The 19,390-nt window shown below is 45.6% G+C and carries 22 protein-coding genes; 10 read left to right on the top strand and 12 right to left on the bottom strand.

What is annotated here, in order from left to right; genetic code table 11:
* Positions 1-16 precede the first annotated feature (16 nt).
* From BACFIN_RS10790 to BACFIN_RS10830, 9 genes are all read left to right on the top strand, one after another.
* Positions 17-979, top strand: coding sequence for a DNA-processing protein DprA (locus tag BACFIN_RS10790; RefSeq protein WP_004295682.1), 963 nt, complete (start codon positions 17-19; stop codon positions 977-979).
* A 62-nt stretch (positions 980-1,041) separates the two neighbouring features.
* Positions 1,042-1,722, top strand: a complete 681-nt coding sequence (locus BACFIN_RS10795; RefSeq protein WP_004295681.1) for a phosphoribosyltransferase — start codon at positions 1,042-1,044, stop codon at positions 1,720-1,722.
* 63 nt (positions 1,723-1,785) lie between these two features.
* The gene (locus tag BACFIN_RS10800; protein WP_004303546.1) at positions 1,786-2,283 is read left to right on the top strand and encodes an HAD family hydrolase; all 498 of its coding nucleotides are present in this window, start codon (positions 1,786-1,788) and stop codon (positions 2,281-2,283) included.
* A gap of 5 nt (positions 2,284-2,288) precedes the next feature.
* Complete coding sequence (locus tag BACFIN_RS10805) at positions 2,289-4,862, top strand: phosphoribosyltransferase (RefSeq protein ID WP_004295679.1); 2,574 nt, start codon at positions 2,289-2,291, stop codon at positions 4,860-4,862.
* Entirely contained in the window at positions 4,859-5,581 is a 723-nt protein-coding gene (locus tag BACFIN_RS10810; protein ID WP_004295678.1) for a uracil-DNA glycosylase family protein, read from the top strand. Before BACFIN_RS10805 ends, BACFIN_RS10810 begins: the two co-directional genes overlap by 4 nt.
* On the top strand, positions 5,578-6,132 hold the full coding sequence (locus tag BACFIN_RS10815) for a hypothetical protein (protein ID WP_004295677.1): 555 nt from the start codon (positions 5,578-5,580) through the stop codon (positions 6,130-6,132). Before BACFIN_RS10810 ends, BACFIN_RS10815 begins: the two co-directional genes overlap by 4 nt.
* Complete coding sequence (locus BACFIN_RS10820) at positions 6,129-7,610, top strand: exodeoxyribonuclease VII large subunit (RefSeq protein ID WP_004303547.1); 1,482 nt, start codon at positions 6,129-6,131, stop codon at positions 7,608-7,610. The genes BACFIN_RS10815 and BACFIN_RS10820 overlap by 4 nt, the downstream gene beginning before the upstream one ends.
* Before the next feature lie 16 nt (positions 7,611-7,626).
* Positions 7,627-9,105, top strand: coding sequence for a Y-family DNA polymerase (locus BACFIN_RS10825; RefSeq protein ID WP_004295675.1), 1,479 nt, complete (start codon positions 7,627-7,629; stop codon positions 9,103-9,105).
* Positions 9,098-9,514 carry a hypothetical protein gene (locus tag BACFIN_RS10830; RefSeq protein ID WP_004295674.1) on the top strand — a complete coding sequence of 139 codons (417 nt, stop codon included), beginning with the start codon at positions 9,098-9,100 and terminating at the stop codon, positions 9,512-9,514. The genes BACFIN_RS10825 and BACFIN_RS10830 overlap by 8 nt, the downstream gene beginning before the upstream one ends.
* 131 nt (positions 9,515-9,645) lie before the next feature.
* On the opposite strand, the gene BACFIN_RS10835 is transcribed toward BACFIN_RS10830, so the two are convergent.
* Genes BACFIN_RS10835 through BACFIN_RS10850 form a run of 4 tightly spaced genes read right to left on the bottom strand, consistent with a single transcriptional unit; the run spans position 9,646 to position 12,200 of the window.
* Positions 9,646-10,920: a PcfJ domain-containing protein gene (locus BACFIN_RS10835; RefSeq protein ID WP_004295673.1), complete on the bottom strand. Its 1,275-nt coding sequence runs from the start codon at positions 10,918-10,920 to the stop codon at positions 9,646-9,648.
* A gap of 3 nt (positions 10,921-10,923) precedes the next feature.
* Positions 10,924-11,346, bottom strand: a complete 423-nt coding sequence (locus tag BACFIN_RS10840; protein WP_004295672.1) for a PcfK-like family protein — start codon at positions 11,344-11,346, stop codon at positions 10,924-10,926.
* 28 nt (positions 11,347-11,374) lie between these two features.
* Positions 11,375-11,863 (bottom strand): hypothetical protein, encoded by a 489-nt coding sequence (locus BACFIN_RS10845; protein WP_004295671.1) that lies wholly within the window; start codon positions 11,861-11,863, stop codon positions 11,375-11,377.
* Positions 11,864-11,882: 19 nt separating this feature from the next.
* Entirely contained in the window at positions 11,883-12,200 is a 318-nt protein-coding gene (locus tag BACFIN_RS10850) for a hypothetical protein (protein ID WP_004295670.1), read from the bottom strand.
* Between the two features lie 24 nt (positions 12,201-12,224).
* On the opposite strand from BACFIN_RS10850, the gene BACFIN_RS22650 reads away from it, so the two are divergent.
* The gene (locus tag BACFIN_RS22650) at positions 12,225-12,554 is read left to right on the top strand and encodes a hypothetical protein (RefSeq protein ID WP_153882908.1); all 330 of its coding nucleotides are present in this window, start codon (positions 12,225-12,227) and stop codon (positions 12,552-12,554) included.
* A 58-nt stretch (positions 12,555-12,612) separates the two neighbouring features.
* Here BACFIN_RS22650 and BACFIN_RS10855 read toward each other — a convergent pair whose 3' ends face one another.
* From BACFIN_RS10855 to BACFIN_RS10890, 8 genes are read right to left on the bottom strand one after another with little or no spacing between them, the layout of a single operon-like run.
* On the bottom strand, positions 12,613-13,158 hold the full coding sequence (locus tag BACFIN_RS10855; protein WP_004295667.1) for a hypothetical protein: 546 nt from the start codon (positions 13,156-13,158) through the stop codon (positions 12,613-12,615).
* Complete coding sequence (locus BACFIN_RS10860; protein WP_004295666.1) at positions 13,155-13,700, bottom strand: topoisomerase C-terminal repeat-containing protein; 546 nt, start codon at positions 13,698-13,700, stop codon at positions 13,155-13,157. The genes BACFIN_RS10855 and BACFIN_RS10860 overlap by 4 nt, the downstream gene beginning before the upstream one ends.
* Positions 13,701-13,744: 44 nt before the next feature.
* Entirely contained in the window at positions 13,745-14,494 is a 750-nt protein-coding gene (locus BACFIN_RS10865) for a hypothetical protein (RefSeq protein ID WP_004295665.1), read from the bottom strand.
* 5 nt (positions 14,495-14,499) lie between these two features.
* Positions 14,500-15,684 carry a toprim domain-containing protein gene (locus BACFIN_RS10870; RefSeq protein ID WP_004295664.1) on the bottom strand — a complete coding sequence of 395 codons (1,185 nt, stop codon included), beginning with the start codon at positions 15,682-15,684 and terminating at the stop codon, positions 14,500-14,502.
* Positions 15,685-15,696: 12 nt separating this feature from the next.
* Positions 15,697-17,034: an ArdC family protein gene (locus BACFIN_RS10875; protein ID WP_004295663.1), complete on the bottom strand. Its 1,338-nt coding sequence runs from the start codon at positions 17,032-17,034 to the stop codon at positions 15,697-15,699.
* Positions 17,018-17,245, bottom strand: a complete 228-nt coding sequence (locus tag BACFIN_RS10880) for a hypothetical protein (protein WP_004295662.1) — start codon at positions 17,243-17,245, stop codon at positions 17,018-17,020. Before BACFIN_RS10880 ends, BACFIN_RS10875 begins: the two co-directional genes overlap by 17 nt.
* Before the next feature lie 34 nt (positions 17,246-17,279).
* Positions 17,280-18,554, bottom strand: coding sequence for a MutS N-terminal domain-containing protein (locus BACFIN_RS10885; protein ID WP_004303550.1), 1,275 nt, complete (start codon positions 18,552-18,554; stop codon positions 17,280-17,282).
* Between the two features lie 5 nt (positions 18,555-18,559).
* The gene (locus tag BACFIN_RS10890; protein WP_004295660.1) at positions 18,560-19,345 is read right to left on the bottom strand and encodes a DUF4099 domain-containing protein; all 786 of its coding nucleotides are present in this window, start codon (positions 19,343-19,345) and stop codon (positions 18,560-18,562) included.
* Between the last annotated feature and the right edge of the window lie 45 nt (positions 19,346-19,390).

The following is a 19,390-nucleotide window of genomic DNA, read 5'->3' as shown; positions in this document are numbered from 1 at the left end:
TAAAATATATAGAATAATGGCATTATCAACAGAAATGATTCTTACCCTTCAACAGTTAGATGGAGTTGGTAATAAAACGATATTCAAAATTGCAGATCAAGCAGACACTCACATTACGACAATGGAAAGCCTGTGCAAATTTTGGAAAAGTCTAAAAGGGAAAAAGCTGCAATCCATTACTGCAGATGACTTGGAAGATGCACATCGAGTAGCGTTACGTATTATTTCAAAATGTAAAAGTGAAGATGTTGGCATAATATCTTTTTATGAAAGCATTTTCCCAGAGATCTTGAAATCTTGCGTAAACGAAGAAGGCAAATTAGACCCGCCCATACTTCTCTATTACAGGGGTAATCTTGATGTATTGAAAAAGCTTGGAATTGCTGTCATTGGAACCAGAGAGCCTACTCGAAATGGCATTTTGGCAGGAAAACATTTTTCTGGTGAATTTGCCAAACGAGGGTATAACATCGTCTCAGGCCTTGCCATCGGATGCGATACTACTGGGCATCAGGGTGCATTAGCCGTAGGAGGAGCTACTACTGCATTTCTGGCAAATGGCCTTGATTGGGATTCAATATATCCCAAAGAAAACCTCGATTTGGCAAAGGAGATCGTTGTAAAAAGAGGCTTGCTATTAAGTGAATACCCTGTTGGCCAAAGTTGCGGAAGATACGGTTTGGTTGCAAGAGATAGATTGCAAGCCGGCCTATCTTATGCTACTGTCGTAGTCCAAACAGGTGTAAAGGGTGGTACTATGCACGCTGTTAATGCAACTATTCAGTCCAAAAAGCCTCTTTTTGCTGTAGAGTATAAGACAGATGAAGACACTTCCAATGAAAAAGTTCAAGGTAACATTAAACTTGTGAAGGAACAGAAGGCTTACGCTCTCCGTTCTACTGGTATAGATGATGCCTGTTCTATCATTGAAAAGGCTCATAAGAGTATCAATCCAGTTCAGCAACAATCACTTTTTTAGTAAAGGTCATTATTGAGTTTATTGTTTTATCACGAGAAAGACGAATCATTAAACAGTTGGATATGTACAATTATTATTATCTTAAAGAATATCTTCCAAAGAGATATAGTGCTGACATTCAACAGGAGCAGGATAGAGAAATAGTCTATGCTTTCAAAAATGGAGAACTTTCAGAAAGTATTAAGAAAAGTTTTCTCGATAAAATAAAAGAGATTACCGGCAACTCAAAGAGCGAATGGGTAGTTTGCTTTATTCCTGGTTCTACAGAGCATAAGACATCCATAAGATTTTCTAAGTTAGCAGATGCTATCCGAAAAGAAGGATATTCTGTTGAGCAAAAAGCCATATTTAATAAATATGACAAAGATGCAGGTTATCTTACAGGAAAAACCGGCAATCCAATTGAATCATTTGGATTTGACGGAACTGGAATCGTGAACAAGAATATTCTTTTAATAGATGATGTTATCACAAGAGGCACAACATTCAATTTAACAGCAGATAAATTGAAATCACTTGGTGCAAAAAATGTGACAGGTCTCTTTTTGGCACACACGATCAATCCTGATTACAGCTCATGCTATGAAGAACCGTATAATGAGGAGCCAGACTATGACCCTTATGAGGAAGAAACATATGAAAGGTATAACGGCTCATATGCGCAAGACGTTGAAGGTTGGAGTGATCAAGATATAGATGATGTATTTGATGGCGATCCAGATGCGTACTGGAATATTGATTAGAATAAAATCCATTGTCGGCAGGTAAAAACAACCAGCCAAATTAGTAACAATGACTTAATGATTATGAGAAGTATAATTTTCGATATGGACTTGACATTGGTTGATACCACATGTTTAGAAGAACTACGACATAAAAGGGAATGGAGTCAGGTATATAACTTGATTCCCCAAACATCAATGTATGCAGGCATGGCTGATGTTTTAGAAGTTATCCGTAAGCATAACATTAAAACAGCCATTGTCAGTACATCCCCACGTCCTTATATAGAGCGACTAATAGCTTTTTATAATATTCCAGCCCAATACATCGTGAGTTATCATGATGCAAAGCCAATAAAGCCGCATCCTGCTCCGATGCTAAAAGCCCTTGAATTTATGCAAATCCCTGCTTCAAAAGCTATCTCTTTTGGTGACAGAGTCATTGATATTCAGGCATCGAATGCTGCAGGCATTGAAAGTGTGGCTTGTTTTTGGGGAACGAAAGAAAAGAGCGAGTTGCTACAATCAGGCTATTCTCATGCAATTGTTAGACCTGATGAGATATTAACCTTGATAAGATAATCAATATGGGTGTATTTGATAGTATCCTGGGCTTCCTTAATCCTGAGGTTATTTCTACATACAATGATTTGGTAAATAACCACTCTGAAGCATTTCGCAGATGGCGGGGCAAACAGATTGTAGGCACTCTTTCTAGCTGTTTTGACCTCCGCCCAACATATAATGACAAATTGTATGTTGTAAATCATAAAAAAGAAATTTTGGATTTTGAGAAAATAATTGCTGAAGAAAAGGCGTATGACAAGCGTAGGCAAGATGTTATCCAAGCCGCTTCTCTATATCCACACGCATTTTATGAGTTAGTAAAAAAACTTTCGCTTAATGATATACCCGGAGTTTCTGTAACATTGCCTGGTAACAGGAAAAGCAAATATGCTATTCGCCTTGAGAATGAAGCAAGATTGAAAAAAGGAGAGAAATCCGACCCTCTTATAAATCCAATGAAAATAGCATGGGAATCCTTTCATTCCAGTGATTTAATTCGATTTAGAGAATTTCAAAAAAAGTGCATTCCTCAAGAACATATAAATAGAACCGCACCTCGTTCAATAGACAATCTAGACAAAGAAGAATACGAGAAAATTTATTTGCATATTAACGAGTTGCGTATGGATGAAGATCGTATTAAAGCTGAGCTAAGAAAGGAAGATTTACGGATTCAATATGAAGATGAAGTTTTAGCCAATGAAAGGCGAAAAAAATATCATGAAAGTTTCTTGGTATTTTCACATCGTAGTCAAAGTGATATAGAATATTTGTGCCTCCATTTAAGCGAGTTAGATGCTTATGCGTTGAAATGCATAGATGAAGAGTATGCTAAAATCGCAAAACAATATCCGTTTGGCCTTTCCGCATACAAATGTCAAAACACATATGGAAATGACAAAGAAATAATTATTCATAAGATAGATGAAATACAAAAACTAGATGTTGCACAAAGAAAGTATAATCAACTAAAAAAGAAATACCCCAAAGGACTACCAGCCCTTGAAAGATATTATACATATGATGATGGAAAAAATAGTGCTGATTTATCAATATATGAGATCGTAGAGCGTGAAGACGAAATTTGTCTTTTTGAAAAATCTGCCGATGAAGCCTCCTTCTATGAAAAATGGATACATTCACAAGAGGAATATGCTGCAGAATGTAGAAAACTTATGCCTAAAATACTTTCAGATTACGGGTGCTACATTTATGAGATACCATTTGAAATTTTAAAAGTAAACGGTGAAAAAGGAAGCGGACCATACAAGGTATGGAATTTATTCAATTCGGGATATAGCGAGGTTGATGGCGTAGATTTAAGTTATTTTCCTACCTACAAAAGCAATAAGGAAAATTTGCCTCAATTTTATAGAAAGCAGCGTTATTTCATCCAAAGAGTATATGATGATTTATTAGGTTTTATAGGAAAACTAAGTGAGATTTATAAAAAAGATGAGAATATAAAAATAGTATTTGCCATTGACGAACTTTTGACAAAGGATGTAGCAAACTATCATTTTAAATATTTAATGGAACAACTCAACATAAGAGGTATTCCGTATGGATTTATCAATCCATCGCCCATTTCTGTTGAGGATCAAGTTCGTTATGTCGTTATTGATTTGATTTCTACTGTCAGTCGAATGAAAGAAAACTGTCAGACATTAATCAACCTCAAAAGAAACTGCCGTAAAGATTGCTTAAAGAAAGGTCGCTATGACTGTTATACGGATATAGTGTACATTTCTCTATTAAAAGGCTTTGAAAAAGAGGAAATTGTAAATGCCACAAAGAGGAAAATAAAAGAAAAAGCCAAACAAGAAGCTGAAAGAATTAAGCGGGAGGAAGAAGAAAAGAAACGCATTGAAGAGGAAAAAAGAAAAGCGGAAGAAGCTGAAAGACTTAGAAAATTAGAAGAAGAAAGAATACGTTTGGAAGAATACAAACGGCAACAGGACATCAGTAATTTAAAGTCTTATGTATCTTCGTGGCCACAACCCAATCGTTCTACTCTTCATTGCTTTTCACTCTATTACTATTATCCTACGACTTGCGACTGGGACGCATCTGAAAGGGAATGGGATATAAGAAATTTAATCTGGGATTTTAAGGCAAATCCCAATAGGCCACAATCTGAGTTAGAAATCCAGAGCAGGCATAAAAGATCTATGAATGAAATTCTTCCTTTATTAAGGCGAGTAATAAATAAGTTTTTTGGAAGCAGAGCTTCTAAACTAACACTTGTTTGCATTCCGTCATCCAAGAAAATTGTAACGGAAAGAAGATACAAAGATTTTTCTGAAAATCTTTGTTCTTTGACCGGCATGAAAAATGGCTATGATTATGTTTACATTTTGAATGAAGGTGAGGCTAAACATTTGGGAGGAGTTGCCCAAGCCCAATTTAGTATAAACTCGGATTATTTTAAGGATAAATATGTTATACTATTTGACGATGTAATTACATCTGGAAGATCAATGGAAAATTTCAAGAGACTTTTGGAAGGATCAGGTGCAAAAGTAATAGCAGGTTTATCCATTGGAAAAACAAGACATGAAAGAGAATTCTCACAACCTATAGATAACATATGAATGCAGAATTTGCAAAAACATTAAGAAGGAGATTATATCCTTTATATGAGAGCCTTATACAATCTGTAAAAGGTTTTTCATATTCCAAGGCTTTTTTCTGTATGCAATGGGGACGTAACTTTCCAGAGAGTGAACATGCCGGCATTCTGTTTGTAGGAAGAGCTACAAATGGATGGATTACTGACGAAGAAGATATTGATGTATTATTTGGGAATACTGCTGATAGGATCTTTAATAGAGATGACCAGATGCAGTGGGTAGAAAACTCTGAGGGAAATAATAATGGTTACAATTCACGTCGGTCTGCATTTTGGAGGGTTATAAAAAGAGTCTCTGAATATTATTACCCAGAAGATTGGTCAAGCTATATAGCATGGAGTAATGTCTGCAAGGTCGCCCCATTCAATGGAGGTAATCCAAACAACGAACTGTATTACGCACAATTAGAAACTTGTCTAAAAATATTGGAAATAGAGATTGAACAACTTTCCCCCAGGATAATTGTATTCCTAACAGGTGAAAACTGGGTTCAGGATTTTCTATCATATCTAAATCATGAGAATTACGATCAAGCCATTGAATGTAAATCATGGGGAGAATACAAATCTACAGCTTACTTAATTAAGAATACAATTATGATTTGTTCCGAACACCCACAGGGGAAAAACGAAAACTTACATTCAAAAGCGATAATAGATATAATTAATGATTTGAAATGAGTTTACTACAATACATATTACCAATTCAAAACACCAACTACGTAGATGGTTGTGGTTTTCTAATTGATGGGTATTTCATTACTCCTGGGCACGTAATAAGGGATTCTGAAAATCCCTTTATTTTTTTATCAAAAAGGAAACGTTATCTTACGCAGCCCTCGTTTTATGAAGTAAATGAACAGGATGCCTCCAAATATGACCTTGCAGTATTCTCCATGCCAGAAGTGAAAAGCGAACTTAAACTGTACAATGGCGTTATTGAAAGTGGAATGAAATTAAAGAGTATAAGTTTCAAAACAAGTACGTCTGGGTTTGATTTAATTGAGTGTGATGCTTTTGTAGAGTGTTATAAGCAAGAAAATTATTTTGGGGCATTAACAAACACACATCTTAAAGCAGGTTGTAGTGGAGGTCCAGCCATTATAGGTAACGAAGTTGTTGGTATTCTAACAAAGGGGAATAATAATGGGAATAACGAACCATGTAACAATATGCTACCTATTAATTTCTGTCTGTTTTTATCATCCAAAGCCATACGTAGAATAATATGAATGAAATCATAAAACAAGAGTCCTCTTCTGTTTCACAGAACATTTATAAGCCATCGGAAATTATTGGTATATTCAATTCCGTTTTAGCAAGACAATCTGTTAATGCTCAGATTGTATATCTGCGTGGTATCTATCTGGCAAATCAAAAACAAGGGAATTGGGCATATTGCTATGACTCTTTAAGAGATGAAGATAGTCAAGAAGAACTCACACTACGGCTAACCCAACAACAGAGAGAGAACTTGAAAAACGGAAATCTCGTAAGTGTAGGCGGCGTACTAAATCGAAATATCTCATCAAAAGGATTCATTCAAATTGTACTAAATGTTAGTCGCATTGAAATTGTAAAAGAGCAAGCCATAAGTGAGGATGAAATAAAACAGTCTGAATTAAGGCAGAAGAAGTCATCAATAGGATTTAAGAATGTCGATACTATCATTGAAAATTTGCTATTATCAGACCGACGTCCTAAGATAGCACTAATTTTCGCTGAAACTTCAATTACTATGGGTGATTTTGAGGCAGGTATTAATGCTGCACGTACTGCTATTGATTTTGAAGAATACAGGGTTAGTTTCTCTAATTCAGCAGAGTTAGTGACACAGCTTAAAAAGGTTGATAAATTACAATATGATATAATTGCTATTGTAAGAGGCGGTGGTGGAGGAATCGAGAAATTGGATGACCTTAAAGTATTGGCTGCAATTATAGAACTAAAGACACCTATAATCGGAGCTATTGGCCATGTGGAGGAAAAGTTGTTTATCAAACAACTGGTAGATAAATGTGCTCCTACACCAAATGGCTTAGGACAATATTTTTCAGAAATGGTAGAAAGTGCCAATGAAAAGAAAACGCATTCAAGGGCAATTTTAACAGAACAGATAAAAAAACAATTCAAAGAACAGATTGATGCCGGGCATAAACAGAACAAAGAATTGCAGGAGAAATTGCGTGTGCTTACTGAAAATCAAAAGAAAGCAACTGAGGCACAAGAAATAGCAACAAAGAAGCATAACGAGCAAGTAGAAGCCGCTAATAAACTAAACAAAGAACTGCAAGATAAACTTCGTGTCCTGACAGAGAATCAAAAGAAAGCAGATGAAGAACAGCAGATAGCAAATAAAAAACATATAGAACAAATTGAGGCTGCGCAAAAGCAGAACCAGAGTCTACAAGAACAGCTAAAAACTCTCAATGAGAGCCAGAAAAAGCTTCAAATAATTCATCAAAAACAGCAGGAAGACTTAGGCAAGAATCTGACTAAGATGCAAGATGCGAATACTCTGTTACAAAAAAGTTTGGAAAAGGCTACCATGCAAAATGCAGAAACTTTGAAAGAGCTTAATCACGCAAAAGAGCAAGCAAAAGAACTCGAACATTCTATGTCCGAGCTTAAATCAAAGAAAGGCACAAATATATGGATGTGGATAGCTATATCTGCAATTCTTATATTACTATGTATGTTGGTTCTATAAAGGTTATACTTTTAGTATGGATTCAGAGATTCTAAAACAATATATCGCCATAGACTTGAAATCATTCTATGCTTCTGTGGAATGTGTGGAACGAGGATTGGACCCGCTTGATACCTGCCTTGTCGTTGCTGACCCGACACGGACGGAGAAGACGATTTGCCTGGCTGTTTCCCCTGCCTTGAAGCAGTACGGTTTAGGCGGCAGACCACGGTTGTTTGAAGTGGTACAGAAGGTTCGTGAGGTAAACCGACAACGTGGGCATCAGGGAAAATCCTATTCAAAATGTAAGCTTGATTCAAACAATGACCTTGCCTTAGACTATATTGTGGCCAAGCCCCGTATGGCTCACTACATCAAATACAGTACACGTATTTACGAGGTGTATATGCGCTATGTTGATCCAGAAGATGTGCATGTCTATTCCATCGACGAGGTGTTTATTGATGCAACACCCTATCTTTCCACATATAAGATGACGGCTCATGAACTGGCCATGAAGATGATTCGTGAGGTGCTGGCTAAAACGGGTATTACTGCTACTGCCGGCATTGGAACAAATATGTATCTGTGTAAGATAGCCATGGATATTGTAGCTAAAAAGATGCAGCCTGATAAGGATGGAGTGCGCATAGCGGAACTTGATGAGATGTCTTATCGTCGGCAGCTTTGGGAGCATACTCCACTGACAGACTTCTGGCGTGTAGGCCGTGGAATAGCAAATCGTCTCACTCAATATGGTATTATAACTATGGGAGATATAGCCCGTTGCTCGTTGGAACATGAAGATTTCCTGTACAAATTGTTCGGAGTTAATGCAGAACTGCTTATTGACCACGCATGGGGATGGGAACCTGTGACAATGGATTTGGTAAGAGCCTATCGCCCTGATACACGTTCTATGAGCAGTGGGCAGGTTCTCCAGTCAGCCTATACAGTCGAGAAAGCCCGTATCGTAGTGCTTGAAATGGCACATTCCGTTTCTCTTGAACTTGTGGATAAGAAACTGTTGACAGACCAGATAGTCCTCACCGTAGGCTATGACATAGAATCATTATCCAACGGCATATATGAAGGCAATACTACCACAGACCATTATGGCCGGAAAATTCCGGTTCATGCGCACGGCACTACCAATATAGAACATCCGACCTCTTCGGGAAAGATTCTCATGGAGAAAATAGGAGAGCTATTTGACCGTATCATTAATCCGGATTTATTGGTGCGAAGACTAACCTTGTCAATAAACCACCTTGTCAGTGAAGTGGAAGTGAAGCCTGTAAATAATGTTGTGCAGCTTGACCTGTTTCCTGATTATGAAAAGATGGAACGAGAGAAAGCTGAGAAAGAAAGACTGGCTAAGGAGCGTCGCCGTCAGGAGGCAGTAATCCAAATAAAAAAGAAATTCGGTAAGAACTCTATTCTTACAGGCCTGAACTATTCAGAAGGGGCTACACAAAAGGAACGCAACCAGCAGATAGGAGGACACCATGAGTAGATATGAAGATATAATAAACCTGCCTCACCATGTTTCCAAAAACAGGAGACCTATGCCGATGGAAAACCGTGCCGCTCAGTTCGCTCCCTTTGCGGCTCTCGTCGGCTATGATGATGCCATATCAGAGGCGACAAGATTGACAGACGCAAGAACTATGCTTTCTTCTGACGAAATGGAAGAACTGTCGCAATGCCTTAACCAAGCACTTGAAAATATCACGGAAAGGGACAGCTATACCTTCATCTATTTTATTCCAGATAATAAAAAGAGTGGCGGAAAATACGAAACCGTTACCGGCATTATAAAATCTTTCAACGAATATGAGCGAACTATTAAACTGGAGAATGGAGACATCCTACGGATAGATGACATCGTATCTATTTCAGGAGAAGTCTTTGACAAAGATTAAAACCTTTGATACCGAACAGCCATTCATCATCTTTACAGTTGCGACAGCAACTCGAATTTTGAGTAAAGGTCTACAATACTCCGACCCACGCCTCACGGCGCAAGTCGGAGTTCAGAACACATATCAGGAACTTATGCTGTAACCTTCGCCTCCAAGAAGCGGTGGGCATTGTCATTGACCAGCTTGATAATCCTGTCATGGAATTCCGTATTGGAGTTGCACACGCCACGGCTTTGCACCACTTTTCCTTTTGTGAGTGAGAACTCTACGGTTTCGATACGGTTGCCTTGTCGGTCGTGAGCCGACAGAATAACGGTATCAGTCTTTGCATAATACTCGCATTGGAACACGCAGTGCTTCATCTTTTCGCTCTCCGCCTTGTATGCCTCCAAGGAGTCAAGCACAGAAATTTCAATGTCATTGTCACGGATGACGATGCCGAAGAAGCAAGACTTGTTCTTATAGAAGTCCGCCTCGTGTCTTTTGGCTCTCTCCATCCGTTCCTTGTTCCTGCGCTTCTCCTCCATGAGGTTCATCTTGCTCAACCAACGGTCATGCTCGGCTTTGAGGTCTTTGGGGCAGATGTACTTTGTGTTATGGATGTCCCGTCCGCATCTGTCAAGCAGCCGGATGGTGTCACACCACATATCATAATCCTCCGGTTGATAATGGTGTCTTGCAGCTACCTTGTAGGACTGCCAAAACCTGTCAAGGTCGTGAGGATGGCTGATAAAATACGCTACGGCTTGTAAGTCCTTGGCTTTCATCATCGTCTCTATACGATGGTCGGAAAGCAAGGCATTCGCCAAACGCATGGGATGGGTATCGGGAAGTCTGCCCTTCATACCGTTGCGTCTTAGCTTAGGTATGACGGAATAATAAGGATAGACGTATGTATTGGAGATAACCCAATGAACATCTGTCATGCTCCTCAGTTCGATGGATGAAGCCCAACTGAAGCTGTCCTTGTAATAACCCAAAGTCCTTGCCAATGAAGTGACGGCAGTCTTTCCTTTGCTGTCAAGCCACAGACGGCACACCTCGTTACAAAAGGCTTCCATTGGCTTGCCTTTCCTGTAGTTGACAGTCAGCAGGAACACACGCTGCACTTGCATACCGTCCACCGCTTCAAGGGTGGAAAAGTAGCATGCCTCTTTATTCTTGCGTGCCAACGTATCAACCGTCTGCAAACGGTGTCCACAGTGGGGGCAACGTGCAGACTTTCCTTTTCCCTTATAGTCAAACTCCCCTCCACAATCGCCACACGTGCATTTATGCCCCGATGTGCGGAAAGAAATATGTTTCACGACGTTCCGTATAGCCCAATCAACCGCTTTTGAGCTGATGGCGGCCAGCCTCTCGTTGGAGGCTGCCACCGTTTTTTCAAATTTCGTTCTCGGTTTCATGGCTTAAAAATCAAAAAGTGAGGGTTGGGGTTGTTTCGTCTCTTGCGGCTTGCTTGTCCTTGGCTTGGAGTGGCGCACTTGCAACTTGCGCAGCTCCTCCTCTTGGTAGCGTTTGAGGGCGAGTGCCTTTTGCTCCGCCTTTTCCTCCTCGGTCAGGTCTATATGACGGTTCACCACCACATCACAGTTAACAGGCTTTCCGATTTCCAGTGTAAGCTCATCAATAGCATGTACCGCCATTGAAAATACCTCCATGTCGGAGAAACCGCAACATCCCGACTGCTTCACCTCATTCAGTATATAAGTGACCACATCGTCAATGGTTCGTTCTGTGGTTTCATACTTGGCACGGAAGAGTTCATCCTCTTTTGCCCTGTTGTCAAGATAGTTCTTGATAATCTCCTTGAATTGTTCTGTTCCTTTCATATCCGTTCTGATTATATGTGTCCGTATGTTAGAAATGATACCCGAAAACCGCCCCAACATAGAGTTTGTCCCCGATTTCAAGATTGCCTATGATGGTCATCAGTTCCCTCGACCGTTCCGCCAGTCCGTACCCGTTAGAGAAGTCCGTTACAAAGAGCGCATCGGTGCAAAGCGGATTGAGGATGGCTTTCTGTAGTTGGTAAGCCGGACCGACCCATTTCATGATGTTCTCCTCGTTGATGTCTGCCATCCTTGTATGGATGGTGTCAAGATAGCTTTTTCGCCATTCCGCAAAACCGCTTTGGTATACAATCGTTTCTCCGTCCTCGTTAAGGGAAAACATCTCTTTTGGCAATATGTGCTCCACAAGGCAGCGGATGTTCTCTTTGCGTTCCTCTTCGCTACTCTCATAAGCATAATCAAGGGAAGTCATGTCCCCTGCTTCGATGTGGTCAACTCCGATATGTTCTTCCTTGCTTATCGGTTGGTTGCTGATTTGATAAATGATGCTGTGCATAGTCCTGATATTTGATGGTTCATAAATTGCTGTCCTGCAACGGCAGTGATTGGAGTATATCCATAAAGGGTATGGTGTTGATGTCCTTGTCGCCAAAAAGCACCTTCCATTCCGGCTTGACGAAAACCCGATGGAACTCATCAACCCTAAAACCTTTCAATGAAGAATAGCAGTCAATGGTGGCGAAGTTCCTGCCGTCCTTGCGGATGTGGGCATATTCGGGTGGCATACCGAAGCAGCACCTGCGGATGTCCTCTCTGTTCCATAGCAGCGTAAGTTCATACACACTGCCATTGAGCGTTACCTTTTCGTTCCTGTCTTTAAGTATGATAGCCATAGTTCTTAATTTTTTCCCTTTTGTTTGAAGCTTTTCGGCTTCTCGCTTCCGGGATGTTTACGATACCTGCCTCACGGAGGGCGTAAGTGCCATAAGGCAAACGTGGCCGACGGAAAGAGGACGGAATACCCAATTTGGCACAAATTGCGGAAGGCTGCCGGCCGCTTTCCGTGCAGCCAAGTGAAACGCCGTTTGCCGTCGGCACTGCCCTCCGTTTCTTTGTATCGGAAAATCCGCAGGGAGCGTGATGCAGGTATGGTGTGGAAAAAGAAAGCCCCGATGTTGGCACACCGGGACTTCATGGAATCAGTATCAAAAGAAAGGCCGTCACAAAAAAACCGACACCTTACCTGATAATAAGATGCCGGGACAAAAGTATTTTATGATGCAATCCGGAGAAAAGGATTTGTGCCTACATCAACGGCACCTCAAAGGATTTCACCACACAAAGGGCTTCCTTGTCGAGTATGAACCAGTATTCAGAGCGGTAGGGCTTGCCGCCCGAATCCTTGGCCTCGAACTCTATCTTGACCTTCCAGCCGTTGAAGGGCTGTCTCGCATGGCCATGGGGATTCCCTTCATAGACAATAAGTCCTCTCAACGCCGACATCACAGCCATCTGCCGCTCCATCAGGTCGGACATCGCCTTGTCATCGGGGTTGAAATTCTCGAAGCCGTTCGTTTCCTTCATCACTTTCTCGTTGATTTTCATCATCGCCATTGAAAGAGCCATTTTCTCATCCATGGTCACATAGTCCCTGCCGAACACGGAATCCGCCTTGCTGATAGCAAGTATTTTGACGGATTTAGGGTTATCGACCGAAGCCATCAATGCCTTCTCCGCCACTTCCACCGCCCGGTTCTCCGGCTTGCCGGAACAACTGACGAAACAAACCACGCCGCCCCAGAACAGAACGGCAGAAACCAAAATAAAGATAATCAGTGAACCCTGTCTCATACCTTCACGATTTGAAGTTTGTCAGGCGCAAGCCCCAGCCGTTTGCGGTAGATGGAGCCGTCATCCCGGTACATTTCCAGTTCGGAGGCGGTGATGCCCTTCTCGCAGATATCCGTAGCCTCGGCAAGCGTGATCTGGTGGCCGCCGATGTTACGCCAGATGGCAAAAGAGCAAGGTTTCTCTTGATTGCCGTAGTTGGAGCAGTTGAACGCCCGGCTTCCCACACGGATGTCTCCGCCGCAGTGGGGGCACTTGCCGATGACCGGTCGCATATTTACCGCACCGTCATCCGCCAGTTCAAGTACGGTCGGGAAGGTCTTGCCTTCCTTGGTGGCAAAGCCGTCCAGCAGGATACGGCGTTTCTCCAGCAGCTCCGCCACTTCCCCGTCACCCATCTTGCGGTTGCCGATGATGCCGTTGATGTTGAGCACGCAGGACGGATTGTCGCCGATGTTATGCTCACAGCGGTAGCCCTTGCAGGTCTTCACTACACTGCCGCCGCACAAGGGGCAGCGGCCTATGATTTTCTTTTCTGTTTCCATTTTCTTATTTATTTGTTGTTACGATGTTCGTATTCCTTATTCCCTTACCATTTGAGCAGGTAGCCTTGGTTCCATTCCGCCACGATGCCGCCGATGATGTTCTTGCCCGACATCACGTTGGCCCAGCCTTCCGGGTCGAGGGAGAACCAGAGGTCGTTCCACGACAGCGTGCGCACCTGCCACGCCAAGATGAAGAGGTCTGTGTTGATGGCCTCCAGTCTTGTGACCACCTCGTTGGCGATGTAGTAGCGTTCCGAAGAGTTCAGCAGGTTCACCTTGTGCTTCTCGTTTTTCCCGTCAGAGCCTGTGACGTTATAGCTGCCCGAAGTGACCAGCTGTTTCATGAACGGATAGAGGGCAGCCATCTGTGTGGCCGCGTCCGTCAGCTCATCCGACACGATGGCGGCAATGGCCGTCCCTTTGAGGTTTCCGCCGACCGATTTTGTCAGCAGGCTGCAGTTCTTGGGGATTTCCGTTGTCACCAGTTCCCCTGCCCGTTTGATTTGGTACAGGTTCTGCATCGCTCCCTGCGCGTTCGACAGGTATTCCAGCATTTTGTCCTCGACGCTGTGGACACGGTCGAGGGCCACCGTTACGGCGGCTTCTGCGGCTATGATACGCTCCTGGAGTTTCCTCCGCTTCTTGTGGATGCTTTTCAGTTCCGCTGTCTGTGCCACAACCGCTGCGGTCAGGGCCGGGTCAGTCTGTTGGGCGAAGACGGGAACGCCCCCTGCGCCCAATCCCAACAGGACGGCAAAAGCCGCCAGTCGCTTTTTGATGAAGATTGATTCCATATTCCTTAGATTTTAAGACCGGCACTTCTGCGCCCGGCCAAGTTTTCCTCACGTTCCTCCTTATGTGGAGAGATAACCGGTGCCATCGGCTTGTTCAGCAGACAGTCATTCCAGTCCTTGAACGCCTTGGGCGGCAGCCATTGCCCCATCTTGTGACGGATGGAAAGGTGCTCGTTGACCTGTACGGTCAACGGACGTTCAGGGTTCAGCTCAAAAGTCTTTCCTTTGGCTTCCACTGACAGGATATTGTCTCTCTTATTGATTTTCATCGGGATGCCTTCCAGCAACGCCATCATGCGCAGCCCGTAGATGCGTCCGGCAAGGTCATTGTCGAAGCAGTCGTATGCACGCGCATCGGGAAACCGTTCCATCACACCGGTTATCTGTCTGTCCGAGAAGGTTCCTCCAAGCGACACAAGGGCAATGTCCGTTCCTAATTGTGCCCGGTTCACCTGATAGAAAGCCATCGCGTCAAATGCGGACTCGCAGAAGAACACGCTTTTTACGATATAAGGATTGCCGCCGGACAGGTCGGCCACCCACGCCGATGAAGAGGAGTCCGTACCTGCCGCCTTTGACTTGTAACCGCCATATCCACGTATCTCGTAGCCTTGCGGCACGTTGCTGTGGCCGTTGGTGTAAGGAAAGCCGATGTTGTAACCGTCAAACTTCCCGTTCTGTCGGTCACGTATCAGGGAAAGGAACGGGGCAAGTGCCTTGACCGTTCCGTCTGAAAGCCCCCGTTCGGAGAAAAGCCGTGGAATCCTTTCCGTGTCTATCGGTTTTACTTCGTACCGTGAGGCATCGAAAAACGCGGTGGCTTTGACCGACTTCACATATTCGCGGTCTTCCCGGTATTCGGGTTCGGGCATGTTGGCAAACCGTGCCATGACCTTGGCAATCTTCTGCCACTCGTCCTTGCCCGATACAGTGAAAGCGCTCAGGTTTTCCCGTATCAGCGTGACCACATCACCCTTTGAACCGTCCCGGCGGAAAAAGGTCTGTGCCGCCTTGTCGTTGGGATGGCTGACAATGATGGTGTCACGCCGGTTGCCGTTCTCCCCGAGCACCAGCTCTATGTAGCGTCCGACACCGGCCTTGCGGTCAAGCCGGTAGCCCAGCGCGTAGGCGATGTCATCGACACCCACCCGTGCTTTCAAGTCCTTGAAGTTTACCTTGTAGTCTGCCATAAGCCGGTCGTTTTACATCATGCTGATTCCGGTACCCGTTTTCTGTGTCCGCTGCATCACCGCCAGTTCCGGTCCGTAGGTCTTGCGTGCCGTCATGTGCAGGAACGCCGCCTTGTCCTTCATGTCCGTGAGCTGGAAATAGGTCTTGGCCGTCTCCTTGGAGACGTTTTTCAACCCCAACTCCACACCATCGTAGGAGGCGCGGATGGCGTAGCCGCCCGAACGGGTCTTTACGATGGCCGCGTTCTTGAAGGGTACTTCCTCGTCCGGGCCTAACGGTACAAGAGGGTCGTTCTTGGCAAGGTACGGCTGTTCGCCGAGTGCCAGCCGCTGCTTGTCAACGTGGTCAAGAATCAGGTCGGAAGCCTTGTTCACGTCCGCCATGACGGAGACGATGAACTTCGGTTCCTGTTTCAGCACGCCTATCCATGAATCCAGATACGCTGCCGAGTTGTCGGTTACTTTGGAGTCAAAGCCCATCGAGTGGCTGATCATCGCTGCGGTCAGCTCCGCCACCAGTTCCTCCTTCGCATACTTCGGGTCGCCGAACTTGCCGCCCATGTCCCGGTTGAGACGTTCCGCCGTCATGGTCGAGTGCGTCATCTCGTGCAGCATGGTGGAATAGAACTCCATGCCGCCACGGTAGGTGTCCTCCGGCGTGCCGCCGATGTTGAACTGCGCCTTCATGGGCAGCACAATGTGGTCTTTGGAGGGAGAGTAATAGGCCCCGTCCACACGCTTGTCCACCTGTATCGGGCAGAGCCAGGCTTGTGTCTCCACCATGCGATCGAGGGCGGAATGGGCGTACATCCCGGCAGTGTCACGGAGTTCGGGCACCTTGAACTTGTCCTGTAGTTTCTGCATCCGTTCCGGTTGAATCTCAGCCAGATTGGTCTGCTGCACGTTGTACACGGGGAAGGCCTTGATGAAGGGTATCACCTCCATTCCTTTCTTTTCCTCCTTGCCCAACGCACGGTATTCTTCCGAGCTGATGCGTTTGCCGTACTTGTCCTTCACCATCATGTCCCAATAGACCACGGGAAAGGCCTTTTCGCCTTTCAGTACGTGGGCTTTGAGGTTGTGCGCCTGCTTGAAGGTCAGATAGACCGGCAGGCGGTAGCCCATGGCCGCCGTCTGCAACTGGAGGAAGAACGAGTTGGAGCCGGAGTAGTTCCGTCCGCTGACGTTCTGGGGCAGTCCGGCAAAGCCTGACGCGCCGCCGATCCATCCCTGCTTCCAGCCGGTGTCTTTCATCTGCCGCATCCGCTCGATCATCATCCCGGCAAATCGGTCGAGTGCCGCCTGTCCTGCGTTGCCGGATACGGACGTGGTATCAGTTCCAGATGCCATAGTCCTCGTCATCCATCATCTGGCGGTCCATCTGCTCGATGTCCGTCTGTTCGACATAAAACTCCGCCGACTCGTCGGACGGGTCTGTGCCGTGCGAGCGGCACCATTCCAGATACTCCCGTGCGTTGTCACCCTCCATGACAAAACGGAGGTGCCCAATCTTGCCTTCCTGAAGGAGCTGCACAAGCTCCTCATGTTTCATTGCTGACATAATATTGTTCTTGTTTATGGTTTGACGAATTGGTTTACATTTTCATGGAGGCGGATTTCTCCACCTTGGCGGTATTCGCTGCGAGCAGCCCGGTGATTTCCGTGTTCAGGTACTTGGCGGCTATCTGCTCCCGTGTGGCGGTCTTCGCCTTGAAGAGGGAATAGCCGTCGTCGAAGGAGATTTCCTGCCTGGTGGTGCGCCCTTTCTCACCCATGTCCACCGATACCTTCCACTTGTTGTCGGCACGGTCTTTGGCCACACGGACGCCATTCTGGTCAACGCCTTCGGGAAGACGGTATTTCTCGTAGGCTGATTTCAGGTGCAGGCGTTCGCCGAAGTTCCGCTCCACCAGCTTTTCAGGTGTCACCACCCGGTCAAAGTAGGCGTTCAGGTCCTGACGGGAAGCGACGGCGGACATCTTGGCCTCGCCGACCTGCGCGTAGAACTTGTATTTGCCGAAGTCGGGACGCTGCTCGTCCTTCTCCTTGTACACGTTGAACTTCTCCACGGTGATGCTGCCTTCCGGCCCGGCAATCGACTTGGGCATCCTGAACGCCTCTTCCGGCACTTTCGGCATCAGCTTGGTCGGGTAATAACGCTCCATCAGCTGCGGTACCGTCAGCTCCTTCTTCTGGTAGGCGGCGAGGTCGGCGGCATCCATCCGCTGCGGTTTCAGCTGCTGCCCGTCCATCTTGGCGGTGAAGTACCATTCCTCCGGGTTGGTCTTGCTCTGGTAGGCATGGCCGTGGGTCACTTTCTCTCCGTTGGCTGTCACCATCTGCGGCTCGCGCGGCTTACGCTCCTGTTTCTCTTTGGCTTCTTCACCGTCCTTGGTCTTCACGGCGGTCCCGGTTTTCTCTTCCTTGGCAGGTTTCTCCCCGGCTGCGTTCTTCACTGTCCGGACAGGCTCTTCCTGCGCGGCCTGTTCCTTTTTCTTCTTTGCCATATCTGAATGATTTGATTGGGTTTGTTCCTTTTTCACGCCCTCCTTCGCCATCTTCGTCAGCTTGGGGTCTTCCACCTTGTCGCAAATGGCGACCCTCGTCCCTGCGCGTATGAGTTTGGGCAGGTAGGTGTCGAGCTTGTTGTATGGGAACATGGTCATCTTCATGGGTTCCTTCTCGCCGGGAATAATCCTGTCGGTGAGGGTTATAGCAAGTATGGCGGCGGCCTTCACCGCGTCCTGCCGGTATATCTCATAGAAGTCGCCCGTCCTGAAAAGGAGCATCGCGTCGGGATGCTTCTTCTTCATGTCATCGAACTGCCTGACGAGTCCGGTGTTTTCATCCGTCTCTTTCTTCTTTGCCATAGCTGTCAGCGTTTAAGACCGTTACCGATATTCTCTTCACGCAATGGTTTGAGCGTCAGGGCACGCTCCTTGGATTGTGCGTCCACCACCTGCTGGTACTCCCAGCGGTTCTTGTCGGTCATCACGAGGCCGAGGTATTCGGGGTGCAGGTCGTCGTAGCGGAGCTTCTGCTGCCTTTCCCATTCCTTCATGTCGCCCTTGATGAGCTTGAACCCCTGTGGCTCTTTGAGATCGATGCCCACGGAGACCTTCTCGCCGCCCACGTTCAGCTCCACGGGCTTGCCGTCCCGTACCTGCTGCTTCTGCTGCGTGCCCAGTTCGATGTCGTTTACCTTCTCCATGTCTTTGAGTTTCCGTTCCATTTCGATGTCCGTCACCCTGCGGTGGATGACCGATTTCGTTTCCGGGTCGAGCTGTAGGTACTGCTGTGTTTTCTCGCCGTTCACCTCCACGGCTTTTTGAAGTACCTCGCCTTTGGCCAGCCGTTCGGCTTCCTGGGGTGTCAGTCGGAGTACCTTGTTCCGTTCCGTTTCGAGTTCCGCCCGTACCGGGTAGGCTAAGAGGGCGGGATTGCCGTCCTTGTCGGCGGTCATCTGTAGTTTGAGCGGCAACGTGATCACGTCACCGTTTCGGGCACTTATCGACACCTGCATCAGCGGTGTGACCTCTCCGGATACCAGCCTTTCCTTTACCTCTTGGGGCAGATTGTCGGCCTTTTCACGGTCGATGCCCAACAGTGCCAGTTTCTCGTATGGCAGCTGTTCGGATTGATTTCTGTTGTGTAATTCCATTTGACTGTTGTTGAGCTGTTAATTTTGCGGCCGTGGCCGTTGGAT

Source organism: Bacteroides finegoldii DSM 17565 (assembly GCF_000156195.1).
Classification (GTDB): domain Bacteria; phylum Bacteroidota; class Bacteroidia; order Bacteroidales; family Bacteroidaceae; genus Bacteroides; species Bacteroides finegoldii.
Note: the sequence above shows the minus strand (reverse complement) of the source record. Positions and strands in the feature narration are given on the sequence as shown.